Origin of the sequence: Pseudoalteromonas luteoviolacea NCIMB 1942, assembly GCF_001625595.1 — a bacterium.
Lineage (GTDB): Bacteria > Pseudomonadota > Gammaproteobacteria > Enterobacterales > Alteromonadaceae > Pseudoalteromonas > Pseudoalteromonas luteoviolacea_A.
Genome location: NZ_AUXT01000014.1, coordinates 1 through 15,556 on the forward strand (window position 1 = coordinate 1; position 15,556 = coordinate 15,556).

The 15,556-nt window shown below is 42.3% G+C and carries 18 protein-coding genes; 10 read left to right on the forward strand and 8 right to left on the reverse strand.

Features of this window, described 5'->3' with window-relative positions; all coding sequences use genetic code 11:
* Nucleotides 1-83 precede the first annotated feature (83 nt).
* Nucleotides 84-266 (forward strand): hypothetical protein, encoded by a 183-nt coding sequence (locus N482_RS01610; RefSeq protein WP_063375424.1) that lies wholly within the window; start codon nt 84-86, stop codon nt 264-266.
* Nucleotides 267-310: 44 nt separating this feature from the next.
* Here N482_RS01610 and N482_RS01615 read toward each other — a convergent pair whose 3' ends face one another.
* Both N482_RS01615 and N482_RS01620 read right to left on the reverse strand, forming a co-directional pair.
* Nucleotides 311-1,474: a DUF1624 domain-containing protein gene (locus tag N482_RS01615; protein WP_063375425.1), complete on the reverse strand. Its 1,164-nt coding sequence runs from the start codon at nt 1,472-1,474 to the stop codon at nt 311-313.
* 36 nt (nt 1,475-1,510) lie between these two features.
* Nucleotides 1,511-3,613, reverse strand: a complete 2,103-nt coding sequence (locus tag N482_RS01620) for a TonB-dependent siderophore receptor (protein WP_063375426.1) — start codon at nt 3,611-3,613, stop codon at nt 1,511-1,513.
* A gap of 543 nt (nt 3,614-4,156) precedes the next feature.
* Here N482_RS01620 and N482_RS25380 point away from each other — a divergent pair.
* From N482_RS25380 to N482_RS01635, 5 genes are all read left to right on the forward strand, one after another.
* Nucleotides 4,157-4,429, forward strand: coding sequence for a hypothetical protein (locus tag N482_RS25380; protein ID WP_231100763.1), 273 nt, complete (start codon nt 4,157-4,159; stop codon nt 4,427-4,429).
* Nucleotides 4,416-4,949, forward strand: coding sequence for a hypothetical protein (locus tag N482_RS25385; protein WP_231100764.1), 534 nt, complete (start codon nt 4,416-4,418; stop codon nt 4,947-4,949). The genes N482_RS25380 and N482_RS25385 overlap by 14 nt, the downstream gene beginning before the upstream one ends.
* A gap of 18 nt (nt 4,950-4,967) precedes the next feature.
* Complete coding sequence (locus N482_RS25390) at nt 4,968-5,129, forward strand: hypothetical protein (RefSeq protein ID WP_231100765.1); 162 nt, start codon at nt 4,968-4,970, stop codon at nt 5,127-5,129.
* Between the two features lie 43 nt (nt 5,130-5,172).
* On the forward strand, nt 5,173-6,738 hold the full coding sequence (locus tag N482_RS01630) for a hypothetical protein (protein ID WP_063375427.1): 1,566 nt from the start codon (nt 5,173-5,175) through the stop codon (nt 6,736-6,738).
* A 327-nt stretch (nt 6,739-7,065) separates the two neighbouring features.
* Nucleotides 7,066-9,126: a PAN domain-containing protein gene (locus N482_RS01635; RefSeq protein ID WP_063375428.1), complete on the forward strand. Its 2,061-nt coding sequence runs from the start codon at nt 7,066-7,068 to the stop codon at nt 9,124-9,126.
* A gap of 128 nt (nt 9,127-9,254) precedes the next feature.
* Here N482_RS01635 and N482_RS01640 read toward each other — a convergent pair whose 3' ends face one another.
* Nucleotides 9,255-9,485, reverse strand: coding sequence for a transcriptional regulator (locus tag N482_RS01640; protein ID WP_196765286.1), 231 nt, complete (start codon nt 9,483-9,485; stop codon nt 9,255-9,257).
* Between the two features lie 370 nt (nt 9,486-9,855).
* On the opposite strand from N482_RS01640, the gene N482_RS01645 reads away from it, so the two are divergent.
* Nucleotides 9,856-10,305: a hypothetical protein gene (locus N482_RS01645; RefSeq protein WP_196763516.1), complete on the forward strand. Its 450-nt coding sequence runs from the start codon at nt 9,856-9,858 to the stop codon at nt 10,303-10,305.
* A 59-nt stretch (nt 10,306-10,364) separates the two neighbouring features.
* Here N482_RS01645 and N482_RS01650 read toward each other — a convergent pair whose 3' ends face one another.
* On the reverse strand, nt 10,365-11,243 hold the full coding sequence (locus N482_RS01650) for a LysR family transcriptional regulator (protein ID WP_063375429.1): 879 nt from the start codon (nt 11,241-11,243) through the stop codon (nt 10,365-10,367).
* 172 nt (nt 11,244-11,415) lie between these two features.
* On the opposite strand from N482_RS01650, the gene N482_RS01655 reads away from it, so the two are divergent.
* Genes N482_RS01655 through N482_RS01665 form a run of 3 tightly spaced genes read left to right on the forward strand, consistent with a single transcriptional unit; the run spans nt 11,416 to nt 13,791 of the window.
* Complete coding sequence (locus tag N482_RS01655; RefSeq protein ID WP_063375430.1) at nt 11,416-12,090, forward strand: type 1 glutamine amidotransferase domain-containing protein; 675 nt, start codon at nt 11,416-11,418, stop codon at nt 12,088-12,090.
* A 37-nt stretch (nt 12,091-12,127) separates the two neighbouring features.
* Entirely contained in the window at nt 12,128-13,186 is a 1,059-nt protein-coding gene (locus tag N482_RS01660) for an NADP-dependent oxidoreductase (RefSeq protein ID WP_063375431.1), read from the forward strand.
* Nucleotides 13,183-13,791 (forward strand): glutathione S-transferase family protein, encoded by a 609-nt coding sequence (locus tag N482_RS01665; RefSeq protein WP_063375432.1) that lies wholly within the window; start codon nt 13,183-13,185, stop codon nt 13,789-13,791. The genes N482_RS01660 and N482_RS01665 overlap by 4 nt, the downstream gene beginning before the upstream one ends.
* A 52-nt stretch (nt 13,792-13,843) precedes the next feature.
* Here N482_RS01665 and N482_RS24655 read toward each other — a convergent pair whose 3' ends face one another.
* The 4 genes from N482_RS24655 to N482_RS25850 form a co-directional block, all read right to left on the reverse strand.
* Complete coding sequence (locus N482_RS24655) at nt 13,844-14,128, reverse strand: transposase (protein WP_155730438.1); 285 nt, start codon at nt 14,126-14,128, stop codon at nt 13,844-13,846.
* Between the two features lie 68 nt (nt 14,129-14,196).
* Nucleotides 14,197-14,547: a hypothetical protein gene (locus N482_RS01670; protein WP_063375433.1), complete on the reverse strand. Its 351-nt coding sequence runs from the start codon at nt 14,545-14,547 to the stop codon at nt 14,197-14,199.
* A 158-nt stretch (nt 14,548-14,705) separates the two neighbouring features.
* Complete coding sequence (locus N482_RS25845; RefSeq protein WP_155730439.1) at nt 14,706-15,098, reverse strand: ISAs1 family transposase; 393 nt, start codon at nt 15,096-15,098, stop codon at nt 14,706-14,708.
* Nucleotides 15,064-15,504 (reverse strand): ISAs1 family transposase, encoded by a 441-nt coding sequence (locus N482_RS25850; RefSeq protein WP_269202096.1) that lies wholly within the window; start codon nt 15,502-15,504, stop codon nt 15,064-15,066. The genes N482_RS25845 and N482_RS25850 overlap by 35 nt, the downstream gene beginning before the upstream one ends.
* Nucleotides 15,505-15,556: the final 52 nt, after the last annotated feature.

Here is a 15,556-nt window from a genome sequence, read left to right on the forward strand (position 1 = left end):
AAAGCAGCGTATATTGTTTTTAGTGTTGCTTGTTCCTGTTTAGAAACTTGTTTAGTACTGTGGTAAATTAATAATTAAGTTGGGTGTCAACGCAAGCAATTTCCACAAAGCGTTATGTTGCTGATATTGCCAGTGAAGATAAAAAACTACATTGGATGGAAACTGAGTTGGCGTCGCCTTATCATCAATTTAATTTCTATGATCAAGATGCACAGGTCAATGAATCAATTGCGCAAGCGAGCAAGTGGTTTAATACCCATATTTAAGCGGAAAATGCCACCATTCAGTGATGGTGGCTAAATAGTGATGCTTAAAAGTACTTCACCCAAGCAGACTGACTTGAATGCTTAAACTGAGAAAACTTTTTACATGGCCAATAGAGTAGAGTTGCAAGCACAATTGCTGCTAGCCATACTAACCAGACATTTGGAAAACCCAAGTAAGGGTAGTCGTTAGGGCCAATTACGGTTGTTGCACCAATGACTTTTGACAGCACAAAGTACGTTATGAGCAGCACGTATAAATGCAAGATGTAGAAAAACATCGGCACAGAACCAAAGGTTTTAAGTACGTCACACATTTTATTCTTTGCGGTCTCGAGATAAGCTAATACAAACGCACCGATACCAAGTGTAAAGAGCAAAAACATCAGCGATGGCGGGTATTTGGTAAAGTTCAAAAATGACATCATACTGCGAATAGACTCATCATACATTTGCCAAGGCTGTGACTCGCCATAAATGTTAAAGGCTCTGAGTAGTACCAGTACAACAAGGCACGCCGTGCCACCCATTACTAAGGTTTTACGTCGTGTTACTTCGTCTACTTTTTGGCTGAATAGCGGTCCTGCTGCATAGCCTACGGCAATCACGCCTATCCAAGGCAACACAGGATATGATGCTCTTATCTTTAATGCGCCTTCGCTGACTAAAAATGCTCTGTCATGTAGGATAGTCCACAATGTGTAACCCGTTTCATGAGGCGCAAACTCAATAAAACCAAGCGCGTTGTGGCCAAATACAATGGTTAATCCGATGGCTGCTATCCATAAGCGGGGTAAGTAAAGGAGCGCGGCTAATGCAATCATGCTCACGCCAATGGCCCAAATTACCTGTAAGTAGAGGGTGGTATATGCTGCAAACCACGAAAAATTAACGAGTGTGACCTCAATTAAAATCAAAAATAAGCCGCGTTTAAGTAAAAAGCTCTGTGCACTGCGCGGTGCTTTATTGGCTGGATGGGCGTACAACCACGCAGATAAGCCAGTTAAAAAGACAAAAATTGGTGCACAAAAATGAGCGAGTAACCGTGTGAAAAATAGGTCGGGATCGGTACTATCAATATTCATCGGATCAGCGACGTTTTTGTGCAAATAGAACTTTTCACGCGCATGGTCGACGAGCATGATTAAAATGACCAACCCCCGAAGCATATCGATGGAGTCGATGCGTTTTTTTATAGTTGTCTCATTCATAGTTTAAAAGGCCTGCAAGCAGGCCATTCCTAGTGATTAGAATTGATATTTAAGCGTTGCGCTATACTTTGATGGCTGACCCGGCATCGTCCACATATGAGAATAGGAGTTTGCGTAGTAGCGCTCGTCAAATGCGTTATCTAACTTCAATTGCAGACCAAGATCTTGTGTCAGTTCAACATTGAAAAACAGATTTACCAGTGTGTATGCTGGCAGGGTATAGTCTGGGTTGATGGTTTCACCTAAACGCGTGCCGACATATTGAACGTGAGCACCAAAGTCGACAGGGTAACCGACTAGCTCACGGTTGTGGCGCAAGATGACATTGGCACTGTGCTCAGGAATATTAATCAACTGACTGCCTGCGGGTAATTGCACACCCCAATCGAGGTTTACCATATCGTTGGCTGTTTCGGCTTTGGTATACGCATAGCTGACAGAAAGTTCGGTTTGATTACTTATATCCCAAGCTAAGTCGAGCTCGACACCCTTACTTTGTGCTTTACCAAGCGCCGCTGAGAAACCTTCGTTGACGGGGTCTACCGTCAGAATGTTAGACTTTTCAGCTTTGAAAAGTGCGGCATTTATACGCACGGTATCGTTTGCTGTTGTGAGCTTTATACCCGTTTCTAGCGATTTACTCTTTTCCGGCTCGAAAGTGTTACCTTGGAAATCAGCTCCCGCGTTAGGTCTAAACCCTTCTGAATAGCTTGAATACCAATTCAGCTGCTTATTGATGCGATACACAACGCCAGCACGAGGATTAAACTCCGTTTGTGATTGTTCACTGGCCGTTTGTTTAAGTTGATTGGTTACCGTTTGTTCAAACTTATCAATGCGCGCGCCAATAAGTAGTTGTAACGCATCAGTGACATCAATTTGATCTTGCAGGTATACGCCCCAAGCTTGTTGCTCTTCGAGGTTGTGAATAGTAGGGCTCACTGCTGGTTTTGCTTGCCCATATACAGGGTTGAAAACATTAACACTGTAGGTTGTATCACCCTTACCCCAAGCTACGCGGTAACGTTGTTGTTCAAAGTCCAACTCATAGTCATAAATATCGGCACCAATGAGCAGGTTGTGGGTGAGGTCAAACAGCTGTACATCGCCACTGAGTTCAAGTCGTGCCGATAAATCTGTCGCATCATAATCACGGTAACGACGTTGTCGATTCAGTGTTTTTCCATCTATGTACAATAGCTGGCGTCCAGGTGAAAGCTCGGTATCTGATGAGAGTCCGGTTAGTGAAGAGGTACGGTAGCCCATACCTGCATTGAACATCCAAGTGCTATTCAATTGGTGTGATACTTCAAACTGGTGACCTGTCGCTTCTACTTTAATTGGGCCATCACTTGGCTCGCCTAAAAAACGCTCGAGAGGCAATTCAAGTCCCGGAATGACGGGGATGCCGCGATCAAACGGGATCTCTTGTTCGACATATTCAAGCTCATAGTTAATCTGTGTCGAGTCAGAGACATTAAAAGTAAAGGACGGAGTTAATGCGAGCTTTTCAGAGTTGATGGTATCTCTGTAACTATTGGCTTTTTCATAGGCGCCATTAATGCGAAATGCCACAGAGTTAGTGAGGCCATTAGTGTAATCTGCTTCGACTCGACGCTGGGCAAATTCACCCGCAGTTAGGGCGATATAACCGCTTTGTTCAAACTGAGGTTTTTTAGTGATGATATTGACTGTGCCTCCGGGTTCACTGCGACCATAAAGTGCAGACCCCGGGCCTTTCAAAACTTCAATAGACTGAATGTTAGAAGTATCGCGCAAGCCGCTATAGCCTCTACCAGCGCTGAACCCGTTAATTAAATAGGCAGATGGTAGGTTTTCATCACCAGCGAAGCCTCGAATTGCAAAGCTTTCCCAAAGGCCGCCAAAGTTATTTTGTCGTGAAATAGAGCTAACCAAGCTCACCGCGTTTTGAAAGTCTTTCACACCAATATCGTTGAGTAAATCGCTAGAAACGACTGAGACTGATTGCGGTAAATCATTTATAGAGACATTTCCGCGATAAGGAAGACGTTTTTCAATCACCTGAATGGTTTCAATTTCTTTATTTTGCTCGTTGGCAAAAACAAAATTAGGGACAAGGAGAGAAGAGATAATAAGAGCTAGATACTGCTTAGACACTAGAATACCGTTTGTTATGTTATAAAGTATCAATATAGTATTGGTAAAGCAGGTACAGCGCAATCATTTAAGTTAAGTAACAGGTGGCGCCGACGAATTAATAATTTATTTTATAAAGTAATGACTTGTAGCGTGTTTGTATAGTGCGTCTTGATAGACGGCTATCTCCATCGAGTCAATTGCTGCAGTCCATCTCACGACCTTACTCATGCTCATTATTTAGCCATCGTCTGTTGTTGAGCTCAAATACCAGCTTTACATCAAAATTAATTAAAAATTTCACAATTATATAGTTTCAGGCTTTGGTATCTCAAAATCGCCGAAATATTTCATCATAACTCTATGCTCTAATTGATATTTTAATTAAATCAATGAGTTTTTAATGGTTGTTTTTAATCTTAAAATCTGAGATGTGTATTAGAGGAACGTTATTTAATTAACCAATAAAGGTAAAAATGAAAGCGTTATGTAAAATTTTAGGGTTAATTTATAAGTGTTGCGCAACATTTATAAATTTAATAACTCAAAAACATGAGGAAAACCATGAAATTAAATTACGCTGCAATACTTGGCGTCATCTCTGCTATCACATTGTCACCAGCCGCTGATGCATATCTATATAAAGATCCAGGTTATGTTGAGCGCAATGTGCGTTCAATTCAAAAAAATGACGTTATTGGGCAGTCTCATCAGTATCGCGATCAACAGGGGTGGATGTATGTTGATCAAGTTGAAAACGGTGCAACTCAGGGCTTTTATCAAGCTGAGAATTGGCTGAAATTACACAATCGTAATTTCAAAAATGTCGATTGGTGAATGGGAATTTGCGTTTAACCCAAGCAAACTAGATTGGACGCAGGGCATGAGCTTTAACTTTACAGTTGGTGATGACACGGTAGCGAGCTTTAAGCCTAATTGTGACGATCTTTTGAATGCGTCAATTACTTACCCTGTTGAGTATTACTTTGATTTAATCCCTGAAGTAATTAAGCCAAAAGTTGAGTTGCCACTTGACCCACTTGGTTTACTGAAAGTAGGCGTTAAGTTTGGTGCGGGAATTGAAGCAGGTGCTGAGTTTACGGTAGGTGGTGTTGTTGGTGGACATGGTAATGAAGAGCCATTTGAAGTAGATGGTGTAAGACGCCCAGACTATTTATACGCAGCTGTTGAGCCGTATGTGAGTGGCTTAGTATCAAGCTCAGCCTATGGCAATTTTGGTCATGGTATTTCTGAAGCCGGCGTGAAAGGCAAGCTGAACCTATTGAAAGTAAAAGGCAAAGGGTATGTTGAAGCCGGTATTCGTCGTGTAGTTCAAGATGAGCAGGTTATAGAATAAGGCTTCTTAGAGCTTAAAGTGAGCACAAAGCTAACTGGTGGAGATGGAAAAATCCAAGCCTATTGCAAAAAGCTTTGGGGCTTGTTGCAGTTTAATGTTGATGTAATGAAGTGGGATCCACTTTACACGCGTGAAACTGTGCTATACGAATACGCAAGCCCTGTTTGGGAAGCGCTTTAATATTTGACTGTGGTGGGCTAAGCCACCACTTTGAGATAAGAACATGAAAAAGATAACGATTATTGCGATATTTGTAATTGCTGTTAGCGCAGTTTTGGTATTAAAGAATTCAGATAGTAAGCCCAAGGTGCAAGTGACATACACAGCCCCTAAAACATTACAACGAATACATAAAGATAACCAAGAATATGGTTATCAGGTTGAGATTCATTCAGCGGTTTTAAGTGAGAAAGGCACCGCAATTACATTTTCAGACCTCAGCTGGCAGATGTATTTTAAGCCAAAGCATGAGGGTGCATCAGATTTGGTGGCGGTGCTCACGAATATACAGTTCACGTCAGACAACAAAGCACAAAAAATGCCTTCTCAGTTGCCATTTTACATGACCTACGATGATGGTCGGTTTACCAAGTTAAATTTACTCGGGTTAAATGCGCAACACACGTTATCTGTATTACCTAAGGTGCTGGACTTGATGAGCTATTCGCTTAGCGCTTCTTTGACATTTGAAGATGCGCAAGGGGTGAAAACTTATCGATATACCCAGAAAGATAACGCGGTAAGTCGCTCGAGAATAAACACAGCATCCAACCCAGAGCGAGAAGAAGAAGAGCAGTGGCAGCTAACGCTCAGTGACAACGGTTCTATTTTGGTCGGTATTCGCGAGCTTAACTATCATAATCAACAGGTTTGGCAGCAAGATGAGCAACATTATGATGTCGTACAATCGGTTTTTGTAAGGCCTATCGACTTTTCAAAATTTGATTATGTTGGCTGGAACAGTAACCAAAATGCGAAAGTTTCCACAATTAAATCAAAGGCCGAACAAGTCTATGACATCACAGACGAAAATTTGCTTTCTCATTTAACTGAGCTCAAATCGTCTTTGGATGCGGACCTTGCCGCGCAGTTGGGTAAATACTTGCTGGCCAATCAAGACCAAAGTGATATTAAGTCGTTATTGATGAATCATGTAAGACTAAACTCGGCATTGATTTACGCGTTACAAAAAGCTCAAACCCCGCAAGCAGAACAAATGCTGTCTGACCTGATGAGTGATGAAGAACTTGGTCAGCAAGTGCTACAAAAAATAGTTATGGCCTTCGGGCGATTTGAAAATGCCACAAATATTGCGTTTTCGAGCTTACAAACTGTGGCAGATAACGGAGAAAACACACCACTGTCGAATATGGCCCTGCTTAGCATCGGCACCATGAATCGGTTTTCACCAATGCAGTCTCAACAGGTTGCGGGCTTTTTAAATACAAAGCTCTCTGATCCAGCTCAATTACCCACTGCGATTCTGGCAATTACTAATAGCAAAAACCCTGAACTGGTCGAAAAGCTGCCCAAATACTTACATCATAGTGACACTCAGGTACGCAATAACACGATTAAGTTCTTGTCGCATAAAGCTGAGTATCAAGATCAAGTGATTTTCAGCTTAGTACAAGCGCCACATATCACCACAATAGACACTTTTACTCGGGTATATCAACAAGCGAATTATAAGCTGTCTGATAGCAATCTTGATAGGTTGCAAGCGCTTTACCATGAACAAAATAATCCGCTTATTAAAAAGCGTTTGGCGGTTATTTTAGATATTTAATCAGCCCTAAGTAGCCAATGTAATTGGCTACTTCCTCTGCCAGTTTTAAATAAAACTTAATCAGACAAGTACGGAGCGTGAGTTGTTACGTGTAAAGGCTTATCTGTTGTGTTTATTGTAATGAACTTTTCTCTCTTAATTAATTGTATTCACATTTTTTCTGATTTAAGGCTGTCTTATCTTGTTATTTACGCTTTTAACATTTTAAGTGTAATTAATTGTAATTTACTTGATGCTTTTATATTGATAAAAACACACTATTCAAGCTTGGTTTCGAGAGTTAGGTTTGAAAAACGCAATAAATGTAATCATTCGGAAGGATAAAGTATGAATAGTCAATTGAGGTTTTTGCTTCTACTGATAAGCGTGATATTGCCTTGCTATACAATAGCAAGCTCAATGAGTGCGGAGGAAGAGGGTAAAGATAGGTTTGGTGGAGAATATCGAAGCTTCGTTGTGGAACTGAATGATCTAAATGTTTGTAAAGCAGCATGTGAAAATGATGGCATTTGTCGTTCATGGACCTATGTTGACCCAGGCGTGCAACACACCAATGGGATGTGCTGGTTAAAAAAATCTGAAAATACACCTGCTCCTTGTGCCCATTGTTCCTCAGGTTATAAGGTGGTCACAAATGTAAATGTAGCTTCTAATAGCATGAGTGATACAGAAGTTGATATGGACAGATATGGTCGAGAGTATCTGAACTTTGCGGTAGAACAAAACGATCAAAGTGTTTGTTCGGCTGCTTGTAAAAATGATAACCGTTGTCGCTCATGGACTTATGTTGACCCTGGTGTTCAACATACTAACGGCATGTGCTGGCTAAAAAGTGCGACCAATATCAATCAACCTTGTTCAAGTTGCACATCGGGGTATAAATTAGCCCCGACTAATGAGCATATGGGTTCTGAAGAGTCTGAAACTGATAGGCTTGGGAATGAGTATCACAATGTGGCATTGAATGCGGGCGATCAGGCATCAGTGTGCAAAGCAATGTGTCAAGAAGATGGCTTATGCGGTGCTTGGACTTATGTTGATGCAGGTATTCAGGGCCCAACCCCACGGTGCTGGCTGAAGAGCTCAGGTAACGCGCCAACAACCTGCAACGTTTGTACCTCAGGTGTTAAAGAAAAGACTTTGACTTTAAGCCCAGTAGCTAGCAATCAACAACGTGTTGGTAATTCATATAAGACACTTTCTGTGACCTCTGAATTAGCATGTATGCAGCAATGTGAAGATGATAATAAGTGCATGTCTTGGAATTATGATTCTGCCCTGACTTCAAACTCGTGTGAGTTGAATGTGACGACCAATGATGCAACAGCAGGTACGGGCACATCGGGTTTTAAGGTTAAAAGAGATACCACTTTAGCTGCGGGTCAAGAGCATACGTGTTTTGTACAAGCAAATGGGTCAGTAAAATGTTGGGGTACCAACACCTACGGGCAACTTGGTGATGGTACAGGGAATGACTCAAGTACGCCAGTGTCAGCAGGTTCGCTGAGTAATGCTTCGCAAATTGCAGCAGGCAATTACCATAGTTGCGCCATTTTGGCGGATCGCTCAGTGCAATGTTGGGGTCGAAATGATCACAAACAGCTGGGTAATGGTAGCTCAACAGATTCTTCGACACCGGTACTAACTAACTCGGTTACGAATGCGATTCAACTAGCAGCAACCGATAATTTCACGTGTGCAGTACAAGACAGCGCTGAAATTACGCTTAACAATGTAGAAAGTACCGAGCGAGGTGTTATTAAATGTTGGGGTTCATTTCCGATTCTAAACAACAGAAATAGCTGGATTGGCAGTGATCCTCAAAATATTGTCAGTTCTAAACTTGAGAACGTGAAACAAATTGCGGTTGGTAATCCGTTAGGTTTCGGGCATATCTGTGCTGCCATGAATACAGGTGAGGTAAAGTGCTTAGGTAAAACCATCTTAAGTGGATCTCGTAGCATGAAAAATGAAATTTCTACGATTTCAGGAATTAGCAATGTCGTAGACTTGGTCAGCAGTGATGTTGTTGCGTGTGCCATTGACGCAGGTTCAGAGCCAAGCGAAAATAAGCTAATGTGTTGGGGGTTCATTAATGGTGCACAGCACCTAGCGCCCATTGAGTTTGCTTATCTAAAAGGTGCGCAGCGCGTAGCCATAATCGGTGGAAATGAACCGACGTCGAGAGTATGTGCGGTGATGTACGATGGCACTATAAAGTGTTCAGCGTATGGTGACGGTGACTACACAGTGAGCGGGATCGCAGATGCGATACAAATCTCGAATGCCGATGGAAAATCATGCGCGTTGATTGCCAATGGTGAAGTAAAGTGTTGGGATGATGCGGCAGGTTCAATGCCAACTACACCGGTAAATATGAGCTTTTAATAATTAGTAAAGCTATGCGCCACTGAATGTAAAAAAGGTGTGGCGCATTTTCACCTTGATCTAATCACTATTGATAATACTTTTTAGCGCCGCAACATGATTGTTAAATGCTAATTGACCTAGGTCTGTCAAGATAGGTCTGTCAATGACACCCAAGTACGTGGGCGAGCGTTGTAACTGCGCTTTTTCGCTTCAATGTAATTGGCGTCTTCCAAAGCTTTGAGTTGTTTAGAAAGTACAGAGTCGCTTACATCAAGCTGCTCTCTAAGGAGCCTAAAATCTAGCTCGGCATTGGTTGTCAACATTGCGTAAATTCGCAACCTGTTGGGTGCATGAATAATGGGTTCTAGCTCAGGCATTTCTAGTTTTCCTCTACCACAGTTTCTGCTGAGGGGAGCTTGATAAGCAACCAGAACATAGCTATCGAAGCGGTTGCAGCGCAGGGATGTGGCGCCCAATCGATGCTCATTTCGGTGCGTAAAAAATGACTACAAAATCCAAGTGCAGCAAACCCAATTGCTGTGTAAGTATTTATTTTCTCGGATTTAACGGAGCTGGGGGCAACTTGATCAGCCAGCTGCCATTGCGGCGTTAATTAACGAGTTTCCAGATTCAAACTATCATTTAATAGGTCACAGTGCTGGTGGTCAGTTAATCGGCCTTGCCTCCAATGCTAAAAAACTGACATCCATGTTTAATTTTGCCAGTTCCTCTGGTCGGTTGTTGAATATGAAAGTACGGGATCAATTTAAGTCTCACTTTTTTATGAACATGTTTATTCCATTTTCCAATTTATTGTTTGGTCATACCAAGTCACAGTGGTTTGGTATGGGTGAGCCACTACCCGCAGCTGTAGGTCACCAATGGCGAACATGGTGCAATGGTGGTGGCTATGTTAAAACCGCATTTGGCAAGACCATTGATAAGCACTATTTTGAAGAGCTGACTTTACCCGCTATGTGGGTGAATGCGGTGGATGATTTTATTGCAAATGACAAAAATGTCAGAGACATGATGTCGGTCAGTCCCAATATAAAAGTGCAGACATTGACTCTAGACCCGAAAGAGCATGGTCTAAAAGAAATTGGTCATATGAAATTTTTTAGCCGAAAATCTCAAAAACTATGGCACATTCCTTTGCAGTGGCTGGATAGTCGTTCAGATGAGTGCTCAAGTTAAGCCGTAGTAATGGGTTCATTGAATTGAACCCACTTGAAAAGACTTACTTTGCAGAGACGTTATTTCCAATCAGCAAATTGAGCCAGTAAAAAATCAATAGCAAGCCTAGCACGCAAAGGCATAAATTGTTTATTTTGATAAACAATCCAGCTAGTTGCACCACTTATGCAATAGGGTTCTAAAATTGGCACTAAGGTTTTTTGTTCGAGTGAGTCAGTAAAAGTACTTTGCGGCATGTAAGCAATGCCGAGGCCTTGCTCGCAAGCTTCTAGTACGACATTGGCGTTGTTGCTGCGCCAATGACTGGTTACTTTAATACTTTGCTTAGTGCCGTCAATATTAAATGTCCAGTGATCATTATTTGCAACAATACAGCGATGACTTTTAAGTTGATTTGGGTGGTTGGGCATGCCATGTGCAGCGAGGTAACTTGGGGCGGCAACCACCATCATTGAGCGGCTAATTAGTCTGCGAGCGATTAAATTAGAGTCGTTGAGCTCACCATAACGAATCGCGAAATCGATACCATCTTCAACAAAGTTAACCATGCGACTATTGAAGTCTATTTCAATATTTAATTCTGGATGTTGTTTGGCAAAAGCCATCAATGCTGGCGCGACATAACGTTCAGCAAATGCGCCAGCAGCACTGACTCTGAGCGTGCCACTTAGATTAAACTGTTGCTGGTTTAACTGTTCGTTGGCCTGTTGTAACCCAGCAACGAGTTGTTTGCATTGCTGATAGTAAAAAGCGCCATTTTCAGTGAGGTTAATTTGCCGTGTGGTTCGAGCAAGCAAAATACTGCCAGTGCGATTTTCCAAGCGTGCGACTTGTCGACTAATATGGCTAGTAGAGCAGCCAAGCTTTTTAGCTGCAGCCGAAAACCCGCCGCTCTCTGCAACTGCAACAAATTCAAAAATACCATCAAAGCTATCCATATAGTTCCTCTACAATCTATCTAAAGGCGACATCGTGCGTGCCAACATTTAACGCCTATTATTGCCAAATAGCAAAAGAGATTCACAGATTTAGATAATTATAATTCATACGGTAACAATATAGAGTTGAATAATACAACCGAAAAGACAACATTTACTTAAGGTATTGATCATGAAAAAAGTACTTATCCCCGTTACAAATCACGCAACGTTAGGTGACATAGATCAAGCAAATGGTACCTATGCGCCTGAGCTGACACACGTAGTACAGGTGTTAAATGAACATAATATCGCGTTTGATATTGCCTCTATTAATGGAGGAAAAGCGCCACTGTACGGGACCGATATCGCCGAAGATGCAGTAAACAATCAGATATTGGGCGATGAATCTTTCCAAACACAGGTCAACAACACAGTACCGCTTTCGCAAGTAAATATGGAAGAGTATGACGCTATTTTTTATCCTGGCGGTTTTGGCTTGCTGTCAGATTTGGCAAGCAATGAAGAGGTTGGCACACTGGCAGCGCAGCACTATGAATCAGGCGGTATTATCTCTGCGGTATGTCATGGCCCAGCAGCATTGCTATCAATTACGCTAAGTTCAGGCGAACCTTTGCTTGCGAGTAAATCAGTGACAGCATTCACGCGAGAAGAAGAAGTTGACTTTGGCACCATCAACGACATTCCATTCTTATTAGAAGAGGCCTTGGCAAGAAAAGCGGCCAAATACAGCAAGGTACAGCCATGGAATGAGCTGGTGATTGTGGATGAACGAGTTATTACAGGTCAAAACCCTGCGAGTGCGCACGCAGTAGGTGAGGCGTTAGTAAAGCAACTAGCTAAGTAATAAAGACTTTAGAGCGAAAAGGAATAAAGGTTTAATAATGAATCAAAGTACCCATGTTAATCGTCAGATTACTCTGGCTGCACGTCCAAATGGTGCACCAATGCCAAATGATTTTAAGCTGTTGGAGTCGCCCGTACCAACCCCTGCTAACGGCGAAATGTTGCTAAGAACACTCTACCTATCGTTAGACCCGTATATGCGTGGCCGTATGAGTGATGCCAAGTCATATGCCGAACCAGTTGGAATTGGGGAGGTGATGGTAGGAGGCAGTATCTGCCGAGTTGAAGTTTCAAACCATGGTGACTTTGAACAAGGCGATTTGGTTGTCGCATTTGGTGGCTGGCAAGATTACAGCGTGTCCGATGGCGTTGGTGTTATAAAGCTTGATAAAACGATGCAAAATCCATCGTATGGTTTAGGTGTGTTGGGTATGCCAGGTCTGACGGCTTACATGGGCTTGCTTGATATTGGTGAACCTCAGGTTGGTGAGACATTAGTCGTGGCGGCTGCGACTGGCGCTGTAGGCAGTTTAGTTGGTCAGATAGCTAAGCTTAAAGGATGTAGGGTAGTGGGTATCGCAGGTGGTCAAGAAAAGTGCGATTACGCAGTTAATGAGCTTGGCTTTGATGCTTGTATTGATCATCGCTCTGCAAATTTAGATGAACAGCTCGCACAAGCTTGCCCCGATGGCATTGATATTTACTATGAAAATGTCGGTGGTAAAGTCTTTGACGCGGTATTACCGTTATTGAATACCAAGGCACGAGTTCCCCTGTGCGGCCTTATATCCCAGTATAATGCGACAGAGCTACCAGTGGGTCCTGATCGAATTGGTTTATTAATGGGTAATATGTTAGTCAAAAGAATTAAAATGCAGGGTTTTATCGTGTTTGATGATTACGGCCACCGTTATAAAGAGTTTCAAGATGCTATGGTACCTTGGCTAATATCCGGTCAAATCAAATACAAAGAAGACAAGGTCACTGGGCTTGAGCAGGCGATAACTGCGTTTATAGGATTGTTACAAGGTAAGAACTTTGGAAAGTTAATCGTGCGAGTTGGCCCTGAGCAATTAGATTTTGGGGCAAAGTCATGATCAAAGTACACCATTTAAACCAATCTCGCTCCACCCGGATAATCTGGCTGCTCGAAGAGCTACAAATGGAATATGAAGTTGAGCATTATCAGCGTGATGAACATACCCGTCTTGCACCAGCTAGTCTAGGTCAGACACACCCATTGAATAAGGCTCCCATTATTGAACATAATGGCCTTAAAATTTGCGAGTCAGGTGCTATTGTGGAGTACATCCTAGATCAAGCCAAACAAAGCCATCTGCGCCCTGAAAAAGGAACTCAAGCATACTACCAATATATTGAATGGTTACATTTTGCAGAAGGGTCATTGGCGCTGCCTGTGATTGCCAGCTTATTGATGCAAATGGAACCGCGGGATGGCTCGCAAGCTATGGATGGTTATATCGCAAAAGAGCTTAATTTAGACTTATCATTTATCGAGGCAACGTTGTCAAAACAACGATACTTTGCTGGCGAGCAGTTCAGTGCTGCTGACATCATGATGACTATTTCATTGGAAATCGCGCTAAATGCCAACCTTTTTGAAAATAGACCACATATTTCACGTTATTTAGAAGCTATGCAAGCGCGTAGCGCATACCAAAAAGCGCGGGCTTATGGTTAACTAATAGCAAAGCCCGATTTCTATCGGGCTGTATTCTTTGCCTTTACAGGCGTTACAGAGATGACTTATTTTGCAAAAGTTGGATGATATCGTGGTATTGATATCGCTTGGCCAGTTCGGACGCGCCAAGGTAATGGCTATTACGTCGATTATTTTTGAATCGTGACTGGCATGAGATAAAGCCGTCGCTATGTTCCCTTTTCAGATGCGTAGTACCACGAACTCGGCTGATATAATACCAGCTATTGCTTTTTACGGCTTTGAGCCAAGGGACTTTAAAACCAGTGTCCATCACAATCACGGGCCGACAATAACTCGGTAAGAGCAGCTTGAGCATTTTTAAGCAGTGTTTTTGTACTTTTGAGCAAGGATACTGAAAACTGAACGTGCTTTTCTGATAAAGGGTCAGAGCGCGGCCTCACTGACAATGTTGACTCGCAGAATACAGCGCTTGGTCTGTGTATCCGCATGGCTCCAGTCAACCAGAATGACGGAATGCTTTTCAGTGACAACAAAGCGGCTCAAGCTGACATAAACAGATGTTGATCTACGCAACCGCTCATGGTTGCTGAATAAACGGTCGATGCGTTTAATATCATGTTTTTCAGTTTTTTTTGAATCTAGATTGCGACCGATAGAAGTCAATGTGCATTGCTGACAACGCAAAAGAGACTTCACAGAAGCGAATAAAGTATTAAATCTGGCTTTGTGCATTGCTGGCAACGCGGAGCGTATTGTGCAAAATTGTAAAGACATTCATGGTGTTTAGTTCGGTTGTTTTTGGCGATCCATAAGATCACAAAACACCATGAATGTTCCCTCACTCTCCAAATTTTTAATGTTTCTAATTCTTTGATATATAGGCTAATTCTGGGGGTTCTTTAGGCGGTTACCCAGGGTAAGAGCATGAAAAATCACTTGCTATTTAGTACCTTTTCTAGATAGCTCTCATTACTAGCGGCCTTTAAGTGCTTAGCGCGTCCACCTTTCTTAAAAGCTGTTTCTTTTCTCAATAAATTCAGAGCTATATGTCTTACATCAGCTAATACTTCTGGCGCACCGTCTCGGCGTATACGACGACCATCCTCATTCATCGCGACATCTAAACACCAATGAAGGCTATTGTCGATACGCCAGTGAGCCCGTGTGGCTTGCGCTAACCTTTCGGCACTTATCTTCATTGAACTAATGTAGTAGCGGTAGGTTAACTCACCTCGCTCGATTATCTGGTTTTCGATAGGATACAATAACTCCAGCAGTCTGGAGGTTGGGTCAACTGTGGGTTTCTGGAAGTTGAGCCATATCATGAGACACCACGGCAGCTCTAAATTCTTCACGCCCTCGTTGATAATCAACTTCGCTCAACAAGGTACCTGACTGTATTCTCCGTGTCACTTCAGGTAATAGAAGTTGCTTAACTTGCTCAAATAAACCGCCCTGATTAGCTTTTAATGCCAGTAAATAGTCTGCTTCTTTTTCCAGAGTTTTCTGTGCAATCTCTTTTTGGCATCCCATCGCATCTATGATGACCAAACAGCCTTTTAACTCAAGCAGTTGTAGTAATTCAGGGATGGCTGTTATTTCATTGGATTTCGCATCTGTCTTACAATGCCCCAAAGTCACACCATTTTCACAGGCAAAGGCACTAACTATATGGATAGCATCTTGTCTATCGGATTGTTTAAATGAACCTTTTAGCCTTTTGCCATCAATGGCAACAACGCTGCCGTGTGTTAGTTCGCAACAGTTTTACATCCATTTAGAG